This window comes from Pedobacter sp. SAFR-022, assembly GCF_051965375.1.
GTDB lineage: Bacteria > Bacteroidota > Bacteroidia > Sphingobacteriales > Sphingobacteriaceae > Pedobacter.
Window position 1 is genome coordinate 133,236 of record NZ_JBQCME010000001.1, and the last position, 17,421, is coordinate 150,656.

Genomic DNA, 17,421 nt, shown 5'->3' on the forward strand with positions numbered 1-17,421 from the left:
CGCAGCTAACTCGCGGTACTCTTTTTTATAAATACAATCAGATCAAAATGCTTTGCCATTGCCAATTTCACATAAGCTGGTGTGGCTGTTGAACCAATCATACGCATATTTAAGGGCTGTTCAAAGAATGTCTTTAAGGCTGGCATCTGCTCCCTGGCGTTTAGATTCAGAAAGAAGTTTTCATACCTCAGTTGTTCAAAATAATACTCGTAGATCTTTCGGGAGTCTGGCTTTGGATAATGAACAGCTTGAAGCTTATTTCTCCCTTGATCCTTTACGCTAACCAGCACATCACCCGCACTAAAGTCCGTAGCCACAACATAGTAATCATGTGCTTCCGCCAGATATTGTCCCATTTTCTTGATGCGGAACAGCGGCGCTTTGGAAACATGGCCGTTATGTGCCCAAACAATCAACTTTTTGTTCTTTGTTTGCTCAAGCATCCAGTTGGCATTTCGCGCCATCGCTTCATCACGAACACCTGCGTATGTTGTACCAAAGTGCTCTATTGCATCTGATAGCATATCCAGGTAATGGCTAAACACCGCTGGGGAAACTAAATTCAAGCGCTGCTCTGCCCGCAAGGATGGAAAGGATGCTTTTAACTTTGAAATGTCGCTTTTTGTCAATGCGTAATAATCCGTACGCGCAAACTTCTGAAGGATCTGTTTGTCCGCAGCTGAAAGATCAGGTGCTGCAGCCAATATCCTTGCGGAAATGCTATAAAACCCTCGCAACTCCAATCCATAAAGATGAACGCGGTCAGCGGCAGACTTATCCATGTTATAGCTTCTGAGCCAGGACAACATAACCCTGGTATGATCATTCAAAGGAAAGCCGCCAGCAACCTTGATGGTATCCGCGACATGATTAATGTAATTATCCAGGTGTTCAACGGCTATAAAGTCGCTTTCAAAACCGATCGCTTTGAAACTATGCTTCGTTACCAAATAACGGATCAGCCTGTCCTTGTACCTGAACACTTCCGCGGTACCATGCGTCACCTCCCCTAATCCAATTACATTTTTTGAAGCGATGACTTCATCCAAAAAGTTCAAGTCTGAAAAGCTACCCTCAGGCTCAAGCGTCTCAACTGGCCTGATCACACGATTTAACGCCTCGAGGATGCCGGCATCCTGTTGCTGCGCATAGCTATTGGAATGGCTCAGCAACAAAGCAAAAGCCGCAAGTATCCACAATTTAGGTAATCTCATTTAGGACGGGTGTTAACAGTTCTGTTAACACTAAAGTAAGGGCAGCGAAATTGTAGGGCAATTGAAAACATTATTAAACATCATTTAACAACTTCGTACCCGGCGTCCGTTAGCTTTAACGTTAGCGATGAGCCATCAAATTTTCCTTTATGCTCCTTACTCCTAACCATAAGCGATTGAAGATTCTTAATTTTCAAAGTCTGCGCTGTGGCATCATAAACGATCTCATCTGCAATCACGGCAACATCTTTCGACATAATCTTTGCATCACCAAAAAGCGATACAACCTTCCTGTCCGCAGAATACTTTGTGGAATCTCTTGCGAAAGATTTAATCAGGGGCTGGGGATCCTCCGCAACATTAACCAGAATGTTTGTGGAGCCAGTGCTTTGTGCAGCATGCGCTGATACACTTAATAATGCAAGAATGGGGATAGCAAGGAGCATACGGTTACTTTTCATATGTTGAGCTGTTAAAAACTGATGCTTCAAGATACAACTATTTCCACAGATGCTTAAGCAGATAGCCCATTCCGGCGTAATATTTTTAATACAGCTCTGGACGTTTGCGCATCACACTAATCCTGCATGATCATGATATATTTCTGCTGAATGCTCGATGTAGGCACGAGCGGTTTAATCGCCTCGGCAACTGCGACCGGATAATCGGTTTCCAGGATATCGATCCCTTGCGAGAAAGCATCCCTGTAATTGGCCGCACGCCTTGCCGGTTCGCGCAGCCTGTCGTAAGAAGAAGCAGCCGATATCATACACATCACCCCTTCCGCATGCAGCAACTCGTATAACTTCCTATTTTCCGCTTTATTTAGCGGCCCTACATAGGCTACGATATTCTTCCATGGAATTCCAGCGGCCACATAGGCATCGAATACGGCTTTGGAATTGATATGAGCGGTCATCATCCTTTCCGGGTTATCATTGTAGTAAAACATAGCTTCTTTGGGGTTAGCAACACTTACCAGAACGGCTTCATTACCACATTCCCTTAAAATCTTCGCGGTCATAGCAAGCGGCACATCCTTTTTGTCCAGGTTGAGCACCGTCTTCCCTCTACTCCATTCCAGTGCTTCCACAAGTGTAGGTATCCGGTAGGCGGTAAGCTTGCCTTCAATATCAATCAGCTTCAGCTGTTTGAGCCCTTCATAGGTATAATCAGAGACGCGCCCGGTACCTGTCGTTGTCCGCTCGAGTGTTTCATCGTGCAGGAGTACCACAACGCTGTCTTTAGTGAGCCGCGGATCCACTTCGTATATGGCCGGCGTATAACGCAGCGTGTTTTCAAAAAGGGCAATAGAATTTTCAGGATAACCCTTCATCATACCACCCCGGTGCCCACTAATGATCGGCCGGTCTTCCCCTGAATACCGGAAGAACTCCTGAAGTTCCCTGGCATTGCGGATATTTAAGCGGTGATTTGTCTGAGGATTATTCTTCGCACAAGAGGTACATAGCGTCAATAGGAAAGCAAGGCCATATACACACTTCTGGGTTATCATGCTAAGAAATTTACTACATAAAGATAATGGAAATTCCAGGCGTAAAAAAAGCCGCAAAGGCTGTGCCCGCGGCTTTTCTTTTAAGAGCGCATGCTTTAGTTATGGCTGATCTGATGAACACTGATGTCGTCAGCATTCGATCCGGCAACGTAAACGGTGTAGATCTTATCCGGTGCAAATGCACTCAGATCAAAGTTGCCCAGATTTGTGGTTTGCCCAGCTGCAAATACCTGTAAAGACAATACTCCTGGACCGACAGTTACCCAATCGCTCGCTTTATCATGTTCAAGATTTACAACCAGGTTGTCACCATTTGCCCGGCGGATATCCACATTTGCCGGTGCAGCATCGCTCAAGTGCACAAATCGTACTTTAGCTTGTCCGCTGGTTGGCGCAGCCAGGTTGTCCTCAAAAGCCCTAACCCTTGCATTCTGACCGTCGCCGGCTAAAAACACACTGTAGTTTCTGCCGTTAACCAGATCGATCTCCTCAGATGCGTATTCAGTATCAGAGCCGTCATTTTTAAAAATGGCGCGCAGGTTATTGCCAGAGTTCGTCGCGATGTACTCTGTATTTTGTCCGAAGGTTAATCCTGATCTTACGGTATTCCCTGCAAGCTGGAAAGTTTGCGCTGAAGACCCGGTTGATGCATTCACCACAATCACATTGGCTGATCCAACCTCATCAACGTCATCCTTCTTACAAGATGTAATTAAAGTCGCAAATAACAACAATGACGTCCCCGCTAATACATTTTTTAAGATTGATGTTCTTTTCATAGCTTCAAATTTTAAGTTCAAAAATTTAGTAGATGTTTGTACTGCTGGATTTACAAGAAGCAAACCAAAAACTACCGGAACAGAAAATAATGATGTTAAAAGAGTAAGTCTGCTTAGTGCCTGACAGGGAATCTTAACAATTCATAAACATTCGAAACCGTGCAAAAAACTGTGAAATAGGTGTTCCCATTTATAGACATTTCTGTCTGCATTAAGGCACAAATTAATCTTTATTCAATGAGATAGGAACATTCAATCCCCATACAGAAACTGCCTTTCCCTGATATTTGGCTGGCAATAGCTGAATGCCTTCAAAGACCATGTTAACATGTTGACCCTGGCCTTCATTACTGAGAATTACATCCCCTGTTAAGCGACCGTTATCCAAAAACATTAATGTCACAAAAAGCTTCCTGCTCTTGCCAAGCCGCTTTTGAATTTCAGTCGACTGCATAATTTCTTTAGCGATCTGGTCCTGTAAAACAAAACTTAGCGCCCCAGCTGATCTAAACAGATCTTCTGGCCCTTTACTGGTCAAAACCTTTGGTAAGGTATCTACATCATCCAAATACATCGTATCTGCATAAGCAATAGGTTGCCCGAGTTCTTTAAGTAGTTCAGCAGCATTTCGGTCATGCAGTTTAACGCCCTGCTGAAAAATTTCAAAAGCTTTATTTTGATTTCCAAGTTCGTAATTTACCACGCCGAAATTGAACAACGCATCTTTATGCAGCGGGTTGAACTGTAGCACTTGCTGGAAAAGTTGCATTGCTTGAGCTTTGTCTTGCTGCTCGTAGCAGTGTAAGGCTGCTTGATATAAGCTATCTGTTTTCGAACTGTTTTGGGCATAGGCGGCATCCAGGCAAAGGAAGCACAGCAGCGTTAATAGGATTGATTTAAACATGTGAGCGTCTTTCGAGCAAAGTACGAATAAATTATTCTGAGTCCAGTAACCTATTTTGGATTCCTGGTACGTTTTCCGCGGTAGCTTCGCTTCCAAAGCTTGTACCAGTGTTTGTTGTGCGGATACTTCCGGTGTGGGGTCGCATTGTTGAACACTATGGCCACCAGCAGCAGGATCAAGACGCCGGTTAGTACCGGACTGAACACATACATAAAGCCTAAAGCATGTATTTTTTCTGAACCAATATTCGCGATCAATGCGGTTGCGCCACCCGGCGGATGCAAAGTTTTGGTGATCTGCATGGCAACAATGGACAGTGATACCGACAAAGCGGAGCTCAGCCAGAGCTCGTTTGGAATGAGCTTGTACACGCAAACGCCTACAAAGGCACAGACCACATGGCCACCAATAAGATTTCTGGGTTGCGCCAGCGGACTGTTGATGATTCCATAGATCAGCACGGAACTGGCGCCAAAGGAACCAATGATAAACAGGTTGTCGTGAACGGTGAGGTACTCGCTATGGATGAACCCAATGAGCGCAATACCAACAAAAGAGCCCAGGAAGGTCCAGAAATGTTCGCGGTAGTCGATCAGGGTTTCTTTGTAAAATATGTATTTCGCGGTACGATACCGCCGTCTGAATCTTTGTTTCATGCCTGAAGGGTGGATCTAAAGCGCAAATGTCGCAATTAAGTGAAAATACAGCGTGAATAACTCAAACCGGAATAACAACTCCAAGTGTATAAGCAGTTTAGAATTAACCGCTAAACACGTACAGCTATACTAGGAGAAGGCAAGGATAAGACAGCTTTGGGGTCGACCCGCCCTCAAGCCGCCCTTATCCCGGCATTGACCCGCCCTTGAGCCGGCTATAGGCGGCTGGACCCCGGCTTGACCAGGGCTCAACCATGTCGCAGCTACAGCGCAGCTGGGCTTGGAAACGTTTGCTGCTGGCATTATTTTCCAACATATTCCCTATGGCACGCAAAAATTATCTAATTTCGTGGCGATGGAAAATTTCATTGTTTCTGCCCGTAAATATCGCCCAGCTACTTTCGAAACCGTAGTTGGACAAAACCATATTACCGGTACGCTGAAAAATGCCATCAAGAATAACCAGCTTGCCCAGGCTTTTCTTTTCTGCGGTCCCCGTGGTGTCGGAAAAACAACCTGCGCAAGGATCCTGGCAAAAACCATCAACTGCACCAATATCACCCCCGATCAGGAGGCCTGTGGTGTTTGTGAGTCCTGCGTTTCTTTTCAAACCGGACATTCTTTTAACTTCCATGAACTCGATGCTGCTTCAAATAACTCGGTAGATGATATCAGAAGTTTAATTGAACAGGTTCGTATTCCACCGCAAGCCGGCAAGTATAAGATCTACATCATTGATGAGGTGCACATGCTTTCGGCAAACGCCTTCAACGCATTCCTGAAAACCCTGGAAGAACCACCTTCCTATGCGATTTTCATTCTGGCTACAACAGAAAAGCATAAGATCCTGCCGACCATCCTTTCCCGTTGTCAGATCTTCGATTTCAACCGGATCCAGGTAGATGATATTGCGGGTTTATTGAATAAGATCGCGCAACGCGAACAGATTAACGTTGAAGCAGACGGACTGCATATTATTGCGCAGAAAGCCGACGGCGGTTTGCGTGATGCACTATCCATGTTCGACCAGATTGTTAGTTATACCAACAAGAACCTGACCTATAAATCGGTTATTGATAACCTCAACATTCTGGATTATGACTATTATTTCCGCTTAACGGATTACCTGATCAATGCCGACGTGAGCAATGCACTAGTGCTTTTCGATGAAATCCTGAACAATGGGTTCGATGGAAATAATTTCATTAACGGACTGGCAACGCATTTAAGAAATCTGCTTGTGGCTAAAGACCCAATGACAGTTAAATTGCTGGAAGTAAGTGAAAACATTAAACAGAAATATCTAAGTCAAAGTCAACAGATCCAGGTATCTTTCATTCTTACCAGTTTGAACCTGGCCAATCAATGTGACCTCAGCTATAAGAACAGCAAGAATCAACGACTGCAGGTCGAGCTGGCCCTGATCAAAATGTGTCACATCCCATCCGTACTGCAACTGGCCCAAATGCCGAAAAATGGTACTGAAGCGTTAACTGACACAGATCAGCTTAAAAAAAAAACTAATGTAACGCCGCCAACGCCGACCAGCGTTGCAGTTGAAAAGGCTTACAGCAACGATCAAAAGCCAGTAGCTCAGACCTTTAAAGAACCTGAGCCCGTAGCAAAGCCGGCGACAGATAAGCCCCAATCAACAGCGGCAATTCCTGCTATTGCAGCGGTGCCAGAAACACCGATTAAGCTAAAACCGGAAAGCGGCAGCATGTCCATCAAGCTGAATGGCAATATAGGTTCTGGGGGCACGCTGATCCCTTCATTAACGGCATTGGAAAACCTTGCTGCTGGCGTGGATGATAAGGAGCCGAAATATATTGTTGGTGACGATAAGGAAGCTTTCAGCTATGAACAGCTCTTAGCATTATGGGAGGAATACACCAAAAAGGCTTTTGATGCACATAAGATCAATTTCTTCACGATCCTGAAAAGTAATCCACCGAAGCTGGAGAGCCCTACACAGATTAAGGTCGCTATAGAAAATAGTGCGCAGGAAAGCATCCTGCAAAGTGAAATGGTGGAGTTTTTAAACTTTTTAAGATCCAGGTTAAAGAACTTTGATCTGACCATCGTTACCGAAAAGGTGGAACGGAAAATTCAGAACCGCTTATACACCAGTACCGAGAAATACCAATACCTGCTTGGCAAAAACCCGAAACTGGAAGAAATGCGCAGGCGCTTTAACCTGGATATCAATCCTTAGCCCTTAGGGCATTGGAGGGGCATCATTTATGGGGTAACCTTCTTCATCCAGATCCGGACGGTCATCTTCAGGGGTTTTCGATAAGAACTCGTCTTCAGGATCAAGCTCCACAATATCACCATCATCGATGCGCATACCAAGATCATCTAAGGCACCTTCAAGGCGCTCATCTTTTGCCGCATATTCATCGCCAATGTGCGGGTTAGCCTCATCGTAAGTGGAATTGAAATCTTCGCCCGTTGGCGCGCTGGTATCATAAGGTAGCGGATGATCATATTCATCATCATCACCTTTTACATCCAGTGTAAAGCTGTTGGCGTCTTTATCGTAAGCCAGGTTTTCAAAGTCTTTTACTTCACCCAGATCTGAAAGGTGTAATTTATCTTTAGAGCTTAAATCACTTCCGGGAATATTTTCTTCATTTGTGTTCATATCTCAGGTTTTTATCATAATAACCTGCTCAAATCTTTAATTGTTTTTAGATTTATATCTTTGTAAAATCTATCGAACTTAAAATTGAACCCGTATATGTCTGTACAAAAAATTAAAGTAACCCAGCCGGTTGTAGAGCTTGATGGTGATGAGATGACCCGCATCATCTGGAAATTTATCAAAGATAAACTGATCTTACCTTACTTAGATCTAGATATTAAATACTACGACTTAGGTGTAGAATACCGCGATCAAACAGATGATCAGGTAACCGTTGATGCTGCAGAAGCCATTAAAAAATATGGTGTAGGTATTAAGTGTGCAACCATCACACCTGATGAGCAACGTGTGGAAGAATTCGGCTTAAAGCAAATGTGGAAATCACCAAACGGAACCATCCGTAATATTCTTGATGGTACTGTTTTCCGTGAGCCAATTGTAATGAGCAATGTTCCGCGTTTGGTTCCAAACTGGACCGCTCCTATTTGCATTGGTCGTCACGCTTTTGGTGATCAATACCGTGCAACGGATCTAGTAACTAAAGGTAAAGGTAAGTTAACCCTGACTTTCACTCCTGAAGATGGTGGCGAAGTACAGTCGTTCGACGTTTACAACTTTAAAGGTGATGGTGTTGCTTTAGCAATGTACAATACAGATGAAAGTATCCGTGGTTTCGCTCATGCTTGTTTCAACCAGGCATTGATGAAAAAATGGCCTTTATATCTTTCTACTAAAAATACCATTCTTAAAAAATACGATGGTCGCTTCAAAGATATCTTCGAAGAGATATATCAGAATGACTACAAGCAAAAATTTGATGAAGCTGGTATCACTTATGAGCACCGCTTAATTGATGACATGGTTGCTTCTGCATTGAAGTGGAACGGTAACTTTGTTTGGGCTTGTAAAAACTATGATGGTGACGTTCAGTCTGATACCGTAGCACAAGGATTTGGTTCATTAGGTTTAATGACCTCTACATTGGTTACACCAGATGGAAAAACCATGGAAGCTGAAGCAGCTCACGGTACAGTTACCCGTCACTACCGTGATCACCAGGCTGGAAAACCAACTTCTACCAACCCAATCGCGTCGATCTTCGCCTGGACAAGAGGTTTAGAATTCCGTGGCCAGTTGGATGGCAACCAAGAGTTGATCAACTTCTGCCATACTTTAGAGCAGGTTTGTATCGAAACTGTAGAAAGTGGAAAAATGACTAAAGATTTAGCGGTTTGTATCCACGGTAACAAAGTTGAGCATGGTAAAGACTACTTATACACGGAGGAGTTCTTAGCTGCTATCGACGAAAACTTAAAAGCAAAATTAGGCTAGTCCTTCTTTTAAATACATTAAAGCCGTTTCTTTAACCAGGAACGGCTTTTTTTTGCCATCGACAGATCCAGATGTGAGCGGGGGCCAGGCCGTGCAGGCTGCTATCAACGCGTAATTTCCTGCTTCGATCTGAAAACCAACTGCGCATCTAAATGCGCTGTTTTGCCGGGCTCGAAAACATCTGGATTTAGAGCTTGTTTTATTTGAAACGAACATAAATGAAAAATATCTCCAAGGCCTTAGCCCTACTACCTCTTGGACTGGTAGCGATATCGGGCAGCAACATCGCTGTCGCGCAGACAGACCAGATTAAAACCAAATCCAATCAGACCTTAAACCTTCCTGCACCGAACCCGGAAGCCTCTAAAAACCGCTTCAGCAAAGTTATCGGATGGCCGGAAGGTAAGACCCCGGTGGCACCGGCAGGTTTCACCGTAACTAAATTCGCGGGCAACATTAAGAGTCCACGTAACCTCTATGTGCTTCCCAATGGAGACGTACTTGCCGTACTATCCAATTCCGAGCGCTCTACCAAGGAGCAGATCGCCAATGTGATATCGGGTAAAGCAAAATCAGAACAAGGCGGTGAAAGTGCAAACGCCATCATCCTGTACCGCGATAGCAACAAGGATGGAAAACCGGATTTACAAAGCTTGTTCTTATCCGGCCTGAATCAGCCGTATGGCGTGTTGGTTATTGGCAACACCCTATATGTAGCCAATACAGACGGTGTGGTTACCTATCCTTATAAAACGGGGGCCACCAAGATCACTGGCAAAGGTAAGAAGATCGTTGACCTGCCTGCGGGTAGCTATAACAATCACTGGACACGGAACCTGATTGCAAACGAAGACAATTCGAAGATCTATGTCAGTGTTGGATCCGGCAGTAATGTTGGTGAAAACGGGATGGAACATGAAGTGAAAAGAGCCAATATATTAGAGATCAATCCCGATGGTTCCGGAGAGATCATCTATGCAGCAGGCTTAAGAAACCCTGTAGGTATGGCCTGGGCACCAGGAACGAAAAAGCTGTGGACTGCTGTAAATGAGCGCGACAAGCTGGGTGATGATCTGGTTCCGGATTATGTGACCAGCGTGAAAAAAGGCGGCTTTTATGGCTGGCCATATGCCTACTTCGGGCAACATGAAGATCCGCGGATGGCTGGCAAAAGACCAGATCTGGTGAAGGCTACACTCGTGCCGGATATTGCGGTGGGATCCCATACGGCTTCGCTTGGATTGGCATTTTATAATGGCAAAAAATTCCCTGCGAAATACCAGGGGGGTATGTTCATCGGACAGCATGGTTCCTGGAACAGGTCAGCATTGTCGGGTTATAAAGTAACCTTTATCCCATTTAAGAACGGTGAACAAGCAGGGCCGATGGAAGATTTCCTGACAGGCTTCATCGCGGATCTTGAAAAAGCGGAAGTGTACGGCAGACCTGTGGGCATTGCTGAGATGAAGGACGGCGCTATCCTGGTGGCAGATGATGTGAGTAATACAATATGGAGGGTGGCAGCGAAATAATGAAGCAATTTACGACCTCCATTTTATTACTGCTTTCTTTAAGTGCAGCGGCCCAAATTAATCCAGACAGCAGCAGAACACTAAAAGAAGTTGTTATCCATCCTTATTTTTCGACCCAACCACTGTTACGCGCTACAGGCTCCATTGGTGTTGTGGATCAGCACATTCTTGGCAGGCAGCCTTCCATCTCGCTTATTCCGGCGGTAAATACCACACCTGGCGTACGGATGGAAGAACGATCTCCCGGCAGTTACCGCTTGTCCATCCGTGGTAGTTTATTGCGCTCCCCTTTTGGGATTCGTAATGTAAAGCTCTACTTCGATGAGTTCCCGTTAACGGATGCCGGTGGCAACAGTTACCTGAATGCTTTGGACGTAAATGCTGTGGGGCAACTGCAGATCCTTAAAGGTCCGCAAAGCAGTGTCTATGGTGCCAACTCGGGCGGTGTGGTGCTGATCAATCCAGAGACACCATCGGCAGGACCTGCAGCTAACCTTCGTGTGGAAGGCGGATCCTTCGGCATGTTTCATGAGAACGCTTCCGTAAGCAATAGCTGGAAGAACTATGACCTGGGTATCAGCCAGGGTTACCAGCGCAGCGATGGCTATCGTGATCACAGTGCCATGAAGCGCAATTACCTGCAGCTGACGCAGAAGCTGCGTTATGCAGACAATGCAAATCTAAAGTCGCTGTTCTTCTATTCAGATCTGAGTTATCAGACACCGGGTGGCTTAAATGCCGCGCAGTTTGAAGCCAATCCACGTGGGTCCAGACCGGCAGCAGGTGCCATCCGCTCGGCGGCGGAGCAGCAAGCAGGGATCTACAGTAAAATGCTCTTCGGCGGGATATCCAACGAATGGAACTTTGCCCCCGGTTTCCGTCATGTAGCGGCCGTTTATGGCGCCTACATCGATTTCAAAAACCCTTTCATTACCAATTATGAACAGCGCTTTGAATCTACATTGGGCTTGCGCACTTTCGTAGAATACAAGCAGGAGGTCCAGGATCTGAAATACAGTTTCAACCTGGGTGTTGAAAGCACGGGTACCTCTTCGGACATCAATAACTACGACAACAACTATGGTACGCCCGCGGCGGTGCAGTCGAAAGATAAACTCCGTGCAGCATCCAACTTCGCGTTCTTACACGCTAATTTTGACTTCAAGGACAAGTGGCTGCTGGAACTTTCTGCCAGTGCCAACCTGTACAAATATGACTATGAAAGCCTTGCCCCGGTAGCAGTTGCGGAGCGAACCAATAAGCTGGATGTACAATTTATGCCGCGCGTGGCACTCTCCTACCTGATCAATGATGATTTTGCCTGGAGGGGCTCCGTAAGCAAAGGCTATTCGCCGCCAACCATTGCGGAGATCCGGGCTTCAGACCAGGTCATCAATGTAGACCTGCAACCCGAATCGGGTTGGAACTACGAAACTGGTTTCACGCTGCACAGCAGGGATCAACGGGTAAGTGTTGATCTGACCGGTTTTTACTACCGACTGAACAACGCTATCGTACGACGATTGAATGAGGATGATACGGAGTTCTTTGTCAATGCTGGTGGTACCAATCAGTACGGTTTGGAAACCTCGCTGAGTGCATGGCTCCTGCCTTACGCTGAAGCCCGCTTTGTACGCGGTCTGCAGCTTCGCAGCGCCTATACACTGAGCAAATTCCGCTTTAGAGATTACCTGGACCGCACAGCAGATTACTCTGGCAACAGGCTTACCGGTGTGCCTAAGGGAAGTATCGTCAGTAGCGTAGACATGCAGTTCCCCAAAGGATTTTACTTCTTCTTGCAGCATAACTTTACGTCGCGCATTCCGCTGAATGATGCAAACTCGGTTTTTGCGGATAAGTATCATCTGGTACAAAGCAAGATTGGCTGGAGAACGTTGAAGTTTAACAAGGCCATCCTGGAGATCTATGCAGGTGTAGATAACCTCTTTAATGAGAAATACAGTTTAGGCAATGACCTGAATGCTGCTGGGAACAGGTATTTTAATCCCGCTGCAACCAGGAACTTTTATGGTGGCGTAGCTTACCGATTTAATAAATAAACAGCTGCTGCGCTAAGCAGGCTGAACTTCGCTTGTTATTGCAATGTTTGTAAAAGGCTCCTGATGATGCAGGAGCCTTTCTTATTTTATAAGGAGCAATCTAATTTTATAGCGAGCAATTGGATCTTTATTTATTGATCCCTTCAAGCGCAAACAGGAAAGCGTAATTGAGCGCAACATCCTTCAGGTAATCAAACCTTCCGGAAGCACCACCATGTCCGAAGTCCATATTGGTCTTGAGCAACAGGACATTCTGATCGGTTTTGGTTGCCCGCAACTTGGCCACCCATTTTGCAGGTTCAAAGTATTGTACCTGACTGTCGTGCAGACCCGTGGTCACCAGCATGTTTGGGTAAGCCTTCGGTTCAATGTTTTCATAGGGAGAATAGCTTTTCATGTAGTCATAAGCGTCCTTCTTTTTAGGATTTCCCCATTCATCAAACTCATTCGTGGTTAAAGGAATACTTTCATCCAGCATGGTGTTCACCACATCTACGAAAGGTACCTGCGCAATGATCCCTTTCCAGAGGTCGGGTGCCATGTTAACGACGGCCCCCATCAGGAGTCCTCCTGCGCTGCCACCCATGGCATACAGATGCCCCTTGGAAGTATACTTCTGATCAATCAGATACTCCCCGCAGCTGATGAAGTCGGTAAAGGTGTTCTGTTTTTTCATCAGCTTGCCGTCTTCATACCACTGGCGGCCGAGTTCCTGCCCACCGCGGATGTTGGCAATGGCATAGATGAAGCCGCGGTTAAGCAGGCTGAGCACATTTCTGGAGAAAGCGGCGTCCATGTTGGCACCATACGAGCCATAACCATAAAGCAGCAATGGTGCCCTGCCGTCGCGTTTGGTGCTGTTTTTGTAGACCAATGCGATGGGCACTTTGGTACCATCTTTCGCGGTGGCAAAGATGCGCTCGGTTGTGTATTCTTTTGGTTCATAACCACCAACGATCTCCTGCCGCTTCATCAGTTTGCGTGCTTTCGTCTCCATGTTATAGTCGTACGTAGAAACAGGCGTCGTTAAAGAAGTATAGATAAAACGCAGTGTCTTGGAATCATATTCCGGGTTTTCGGCACTCTCCAGCAGGTAGGCAGGCTCCTTAAACTCTACATCGTGCTCGTTGCCGTCACGCCGCTGGATGCGCAGCTGTACCAAGCCGTTCTTACGCTCGGAAAGCACGATAAAGTCTTTAAATTCATCCACGTATTGCAACAAAACATCTTTTCGATGCGGTATGACTTCTTTCCAGTGTTCGCGACCGGTATTATCCATCGCACATTCCATTAAACGGAAATTCTTAGCATCCAGATTAGTTCGTATCAAGAACTTATCGTCCAGGGCGATCACATCATAGAGCACATCTTTGATGCGGGGTTGGAAAAGCTTAAAGCTTTGATCCGGTGTGGCGGCATCAATGTACCGGATTTCCGAGGACATCGTTGCGCCAGAATAAATGAAGATCTTTTGGTTGGACTTTGATTTATAAACTCCAATGTAGTTACTTGGATCCTTTTCATGATACACGACTTCATCCTGGCTCGCTTCCGCTCCAAGCTTATGTTTTTTCACCTTTTCGCTTAGTAGGGTTTCTATGTTTTTAGAGGTGTAGAAAAGTGTTTTATTGTCCGCTGCCCAGGTTGGGTCAGCTTCCGTATTTGGGATGGCATCTTTCAGGATCTCGCCGGTTTGCAGATCCTTGATATAGATGGTATACTGGCGGCGTGATAGTTTATCAACGCCGTATGCCAGATAACGGTTATCTGGGCTTACGCTAAACCCAGCGGCGGAATAATAGGCTAAGCCTTTCGCCATTTCATCAATATCCAGCAATATTTCTTCTTTGGCATCCAGGCTCCCCTTTTTACGGCAGTACTTGAAATATTGCTTGCCCTCTTCTGTCCGGGTATAATAGTAGTACCCATTCTTTAGCGCCGGCACACTCTCGTCCTTTTCCTTGATGCGGCCTTTAAGTTCTTTAAAAAGGGATTCCTGAAGATCCTTTGTACCACGCATCATGGTGTCCAGATACTTATTTTCCGCCGTAAGGTATTCGACCACCTTATTGCTGTCTGGTCCTTTTTTAAAGTAATCGATCATCCAGTAATAGTTATCGAATACGGTGTCGCCGTGTAGCGCTCTCGGCATCGGTTTCATTTCTGCTACAGGTGGAGCCGCCTCCGACCATTTGTAATTATTCATGTCTTTTTCAGTGCTGTTACAGGCCGCTGTTGCAATAAGCAGCAAAAAGCCTACAAGTTTCTTTTTCATCGAAGAAGAATTAGGTCCATACCTAAGTTACTGATTTACAATACCAAAAAACTATTAGAAATGAAGCATTTAGGTGACAAATTTCAACATTGGCACCCGGTTCATTTTGAGATAACCTCTATGGCATTGACAATAATTTCGGTACTGAAGCGCTGTTCTCCTTTTTTATCCGTGTAAGTTTGGTTATTTAATTTGCCTTCTATACAAATCGCTGTACCTTTTGTGATACTGCCCTCAATAAGTTCAACTTTCCTGTTCCAGAACACCAGGTTGAACCATTGTGTTTTGTTTACGAAATCTCCGCTGGTGTTTTTGTAAGATTCATTTACGGCTAGACTGATCCGTCCCATTCTTTTGCTGCCAGGATAATCTACGATTACCGGATCTGTGCCTGTGAAACCTGCTAAGCGTACGCTGTTTTTTGAGTAGTCCATGATTTGAAGTTCTAAGTTAAAGGATCGCGATCATTTCCAATCGCCAGAACAAAGTTGAACAGCGCATCAAGGTTTAGTCGTAAAATAAACGGATACATACGTAAATAGCCGTCTAACAACGGCTATTTAGTAATAAAAGGGTCTTAGTAGAACGCTCTAGCGTGGCAGGTCTTAAATTTTAGCTTTGAAACCCAGGGTAAGCCAGGTACCTGGCATCGGCACAGCGCCAGATTCGATGTACTGAACATCCAGCAAGTTTGCGCCATCGAGGTAGATCTGGTATCGCTTCAAATTCGCTGCAAGTCGTGCATCCAGCACCTGGTAGCTCTTGTAATTAATTCTTTCATTGAACCTGGAAGTCAGGGTCAGGGAAAGCAGGTTGAAGGCTTGGGCATTTGCCGTCAAGCTAAGCTGATTTCTCAGGCTTTCCAGTGCATATCTTGAGAATACGGCATCCGCAATGGTGGTTTTGAAACTCGGATCGAGGTTGGTGTAAGATGCACCAAGTCGCAAGCTGTTGAAGCTGGCATTTGCACTGAAGTTCATCAGGTAATCGCCGCTGAGGGTGAAACCTTTAGTGGTTACATCACTAAAGTTACGGGGCTGCCATGGATCGGTTTGAACGGCTTTTACCCAGTCGATGAAGTTGCTGATCTTCCGGTTGAAATAGCTGGCATTGAAGGTGAATTTGGCATCCTGATACTTAATACCACCCTCCACATATTTCGACTTCTCGGAAACGAGGTCCGCATTACCGATGTTTGTAGGCCCTTTGTAGTAGAGATCCGTGTAGGTTGGCAGGCGCTGTCCCGTGCCCAGGTTCATAAACACCTTCCAGTTGCCGTAGAAATTGTAACCAGCGTCTATGCCGGGGAATGCTTGCCAGCCATAGTCGGAGTTATAGTTCACATAAGTACCAGCGTTGATTAACAGCCCAGCCAATGGCTCAAACTTGTACTCTGCAAATGCGCCGCTATTGGTGCGGTCACGTTTACCCAGATTCGTACTGTTGATGTTTTCTGTTCGAAGCTCCAGCCCTAAACCGAAGGTACCAATGCCGGTTTCTATGGTATTGTTTAATTCAACATCCAGTACGCCGGTTTCATGGTGATTATGAAACCGGTCAGGCGTTTGTTTGATGTATAAGTAATCATCGATATTATAGCGATAGCTTACCCTTGGTGCAAAGGTCCAGTTGGGATTGATGTTGCGGGTGTAGGCTACAGAAGCCAGTGCGGTTTTCACCGTTTCTTCCGCTTCCAGATCTCCAGGTGCAGAATAGAAAGCATTTGCGCCGAAGTTGTTGTGGATGTACCCGGCATTCAGGTCCAGCTGGTCTGCCGCTGAAAGGTTCAAACGCCCCTGATAGTACAACTTCTGGTTGTTAAAAGCGGTGTTGTAGCGATAACCATTGCTGGCTTCCTGACTTAGAGAAAACAGGTGACTGGATTTGTCCAGTACAAGATCGCCACTCAGTTTTACGCCATAATTAGCGAAGGTTTCTCCATTTGAAACATCCTTCTTGAAACTACTTCCGGTAAAAACATTCAGTGCTGCACCAGTTTTTTCAGGTGTGCGAGTGATGATGTTGATGGCCCCTGTGATGGCGTTAAGACCATAGATACGGGATGCCGAGCCTCGTAATACTTCAATATGTTCAATATCGTCCATATTGATCGGCAGGTTCATCATGTTGTGTCCCGTTTGTGGGTCGGAGACTTTAACCCCATTTAACAGGACCAAGGTCTGATCGAAGGTTCCGCCATCCATGCTGATGTCGGCCTGAGTGCCTGCTGGTCCACGTTGGCGTACATCTACACCGGAAACAAAGCTCAGCAGCTCCGCAACGGATCGTACCGGCAGGCTTTTAATCTTTTCTTTGTCAATGATCCAGATGTTCCGGTTTTGACTGGAGAATGGAAGTTTAAGCCGGTTTTCATTGACTACAACTTCATTCAAGTGATTCACGCTATCTTTTAGAGCGTGCTGCGCATTGGCCAACATGGCGCTGCCAGTTAGCAGAAATGCGGCAAAGGAGAATTTCTTTAAGTACATCAATTTGCGATTGAGGC

The 17,421-nt window shown here is 45.6% G+C and carries 14 protein-coding genes; 4 read left to right on the plus strand and 10 right to left on the minus strand.

The features are described 5' to 3' along the window. Positions 1-5: 5 nt before the first annotated feature. The 6 genes from ACTHQF_RS00620 to ACTHQF_RS00645 all read right to left on the minus strand — a co-directional run bounded on the left by ACTHQF_RS00620 (position 6) and on the right by ACTHQF_RS00645 (position 5,069). Positions 6-1,214, minus strand: a complete 1,209-nt coding sequence (locus ACTHQF_RS00620; RefSeq protein WP_440427798.1) for an erythromycin esterase family protein — start codon at positions 1,212-1,214, stop codon at positions 6-8. 80 nt (positions 1,215-1,294) lie between these two features. Beyond that, positions 1,295-1,675 carry a hypothetical protein gene (locus ACTHQF_RS00625; protein ID WP_440427800.1) on the minus strand — a complete coding sequence of 127 codons (381 nt, stop codon included), beginning with the start codon at positions 1,673-1,675 and terminating at the stop codon, positions 1,295-1,297. Positions 1,676-1,791: 116 nt separating this feature from the next. Further along, positions 1,792-2,730 (minus strand): glycerophosphodiester phosphodiesterase family protein, encoded by a 939-nt coding sequence (locus tag ACTHQF_RS00630; RefSeq protein WP_440427802.1) that lies wholly within the window; start codon positions 2,728-2,730, stop codon positions 1,792-1,794. 95 nt (positions 2,731-2,825) lie between these two features. Next, on the minus strand, positions 2,826-3,509 hold the full coding sequence (locus tag ACTHQF_RS00635; protein WP_440427804.1) for a DUF4397 domain-containing protein: 684 nt from the start codon (positions 3,507-3,509) through the stop codon (positions 2,826-2,828). A gap of 223 nt (positions 3,510-3,732) precedes the next feature. Beyond that, on the minus strand, positions 3,733-4,212 hold the full coding sequence (locus tag ACTHQF_RS00640) for a hypothetical protein (protein WP_440427805.1): 480 nt from the start codon (positions 4,210-4,212) through the stop codon (positions 3,733-3,735). Positions 4,213-4,463: 251 nt separating this feature from the next. Then, a complete protein-coding gene (locus ACTHQF_RS00645) occupies positions 4,464-5,069 on the minus strand; it encodes an HPP family protein (protein ID WP_440427807.1) in 606 nt (201 codons plus the stop codon). Positions 5,070-5,424: 355 nt separating this feature from the next. Between ACTHQF_RS00645 and ACTHQF_RS00650 the strand changes: the two genes are divergently transcribed. Next, a complete protein-coding gene (locus ACTHQF_RS00650) occupies positions 5,425-7,284 on the plus strand; it encodes a DNA polymerase III subunit gamma/tau (RefSeq protein ID WP_440427809.1) in 1,860 nt (619 codons plus the stop codon). A gap of 3 nt (positions 7,285-7,287) precedes the next feature. On the opposite strand, the gene ACTHQF_RS00655 is transcribed toward ACTHQF_RS00650, so the two are convergent. Then, a complete protein-coding gene (locus tag ACTHQF_RS00655) occupies positions 7,288-7,716 on the minus strand; it encodes a hypothetical protein (protein ID WP_440427811.1) in 429 nt (142 codons plus the stop codon). A gap of 96 nt (positions 7,717-7,812) precedes the next feature. Between ACTHQF_RS00655 and ACTHQF_RS00660 the strand changes: the two genes are divergently transcribed. The 3 genes from ACTHQF_RS00660 (at position 7,813) to ACTHQF_RS00670 (ending at position 12,640) form a co-directional block, all read left to right on the plus strand. After that, positions 7,813-9,048, plus strand: coding sequence for an NADP-dependent isocitrate dehydrogenase (locus ACTHQF_RS00660; RefSeq protein ID WP_440427812.1), 1,236 nt, complete (start codon positions 7,813-7,815; stop codon positions 9,046-9,048). Positions 9,049-9,266: 218 nt separating this feature from the next. Further along, a complete protein-coding gene (locus tag ACTHQF_RS00665) occupies positions 9,267-10,580 on the plus strand; it encodes a PQQ-dependent sugar dehydrogenase (RefSeq protein WP_440427814.1) in 1,314 nt (437 codons plus the stop codon). Then, positions 10,580-12,640 (plus strand): TonB-dependent receptor, encoded by a 2,061-nt coding sequence (locus tag ACTHQF_RS00670; RefSeq protein WP_440427816.1) that lies wholly within the window; start codon positions 10,580-10,582, stop codon positions 12,638-12,640. Before ACTHQF_RS00665 ends, ACTHQF_RS00670 begins: the two co-directional genes overlap by 1 nt. 127 nt (positions 12,641-12,767) lie before the next feature. On the opposite strand, the gene ACTHQF_RS00675 is transcribed toward ACTHQF_RS00670, so the two are convergent. The 3 genes from ACTHQF_RS00675 to ACTHQF_RS00685 form a co-directional block, all read right to left on the minus strand. Beyond that, positions 12,768-14,915, minus strand: coding sequence for a S9 family peptidase (locus ACTHQF_RS00675; protein WP_440427818.1), 2,148 nt, complete (start codon positions 14,913-14,915; stop codon positions 12,768-12,770). A gap of 101 nt (positions 14,916-15,016) precedes the next feature. Then, positions 15,017-15,349: a single-stranded DNA-binding protein gene (locus ACTHQF_RS00680; RefSeq protein WP_440427820.1), complete on the minus strand. Its 333-nt coding sequence runs from the start codon at positions 15,347-15,349 to the stop codon at positions 15,017-15,019. Positions 15,350-15,520: 171 nt separating this feature from the next. Continuing rightward, entirely contained in the window at positions 15,521-17,404 is a 1,884-nt protein-coding gene (locus tag ACTHQF_RS00685; RefSeq protein WP_440427822.1) for a TonB-dependent receptor plug domain-containing protein, read from the minus strand. Positions 17,405-17,421 lie beyond the last annotated feature (17 nt).

What these genes read in the sequence shown, in the direction of transcription:
- ACTHQF_RS00620 (WP_440427798.1), bottom strand. Translation starts at nt 1,214, where the DNA reads ATGAGATTACCTAAATTGTGGATACTTGCGGCTTTTGCTTTGTTGCTG.
- ACTHQF_RS00625 (WP_440427800.1), bottom strand. Translation starts at nt 1,675, where the DNA reads ATGAAAAGTAACCGTATGCTCCTTGCTATCCCCATTCTTGCATTATTA.
- ACTHQF_RS00630 (WP_440427802.1), bottom strand. Translation starts at nt 2,730, where the DNA reads ATGATAACCCAGAAGTGTGTATATGGCCTTGCTTTCCTATTGACGCTA.
- ACTHQF_RS00635 (WP_440427804.1), bottom strand. Translation starts at nt 3,509, where the DNA reads ATGAAAAGAACATCAATCTTAAAAAATGTATTAGCGGGGACGTCATTG.
- ACTHQF_RS00645 (WP_440427807.1), bottom strand. Translation starts at nt 5,069, where the DNA reads ATGAAACAAAGATTCAGACGGCGGTATCGTACCGCGAAATACATATTT.
- ACTHQF_RS00650 (WP_440427809.1), top strand. Translation starts at nt 5,425, where the DNA reads ATGGAAAATTTCATTGTTTCTGCCCGTAAATATCGCCCAGCTACTTTC.
- ACTHQF_RS00655 (WP_440427811.1), bottom strand. Translation starts at nt 7,716, where the DNA reads ATGAACACAAATGAAGAAAATATTCCCGGAAGTGATTTAAGCTCTAAA.
- ACTHQF_RS00660 (WP_440427812.1), top strand. Translation starts at nt 7,813, where the DNA reads ATGTCTGTACAAAAAATTAAAGTAACCCAGCCGGTTGTAGAGCTTGAT.
- ACTHQF_RS00665 (WP_440427814.1), top strand. Translation starts at nt 9,267, where the DNA reads ATGAAAAATATCTCCAAGGCCTTAGCCCTACTACCTCTTGGACTGGTA.
- ACTHQF_RS00670 (WP_440427816.1), top strand. Translation starts at nt 10,580, where the DNA reads ATGAAGCAATTTACGACCTCCATTTTATTACTGCTTTCTTTAAGTGCA.
- ACTHQF_RS00675 (WP_440427818.1), bottom strand. Translation starts at nt 14,915, where the DNA reads ATGAAAAAGAAACTTGTAGGCTTTTTGCTGCTTATTGCAACAGCGGCC.
- ACTHQF_RS00680 (WP_440427820.1), bottom strand. Translation starts at nt 15,349, where the DNA reads ATGGACTACTCAAAAAACAGCGTACGCTTAGCAGGTTTCACAGGCACA.
- ACTHQF_RS00685 (WP_440427822.1), bottom strand. Translation starts at nt 17,404, where the DNA reads ATGTACTTAAAGAAATTCTCCTTTGCCGCATTTCTGCTAACTGGCAGC.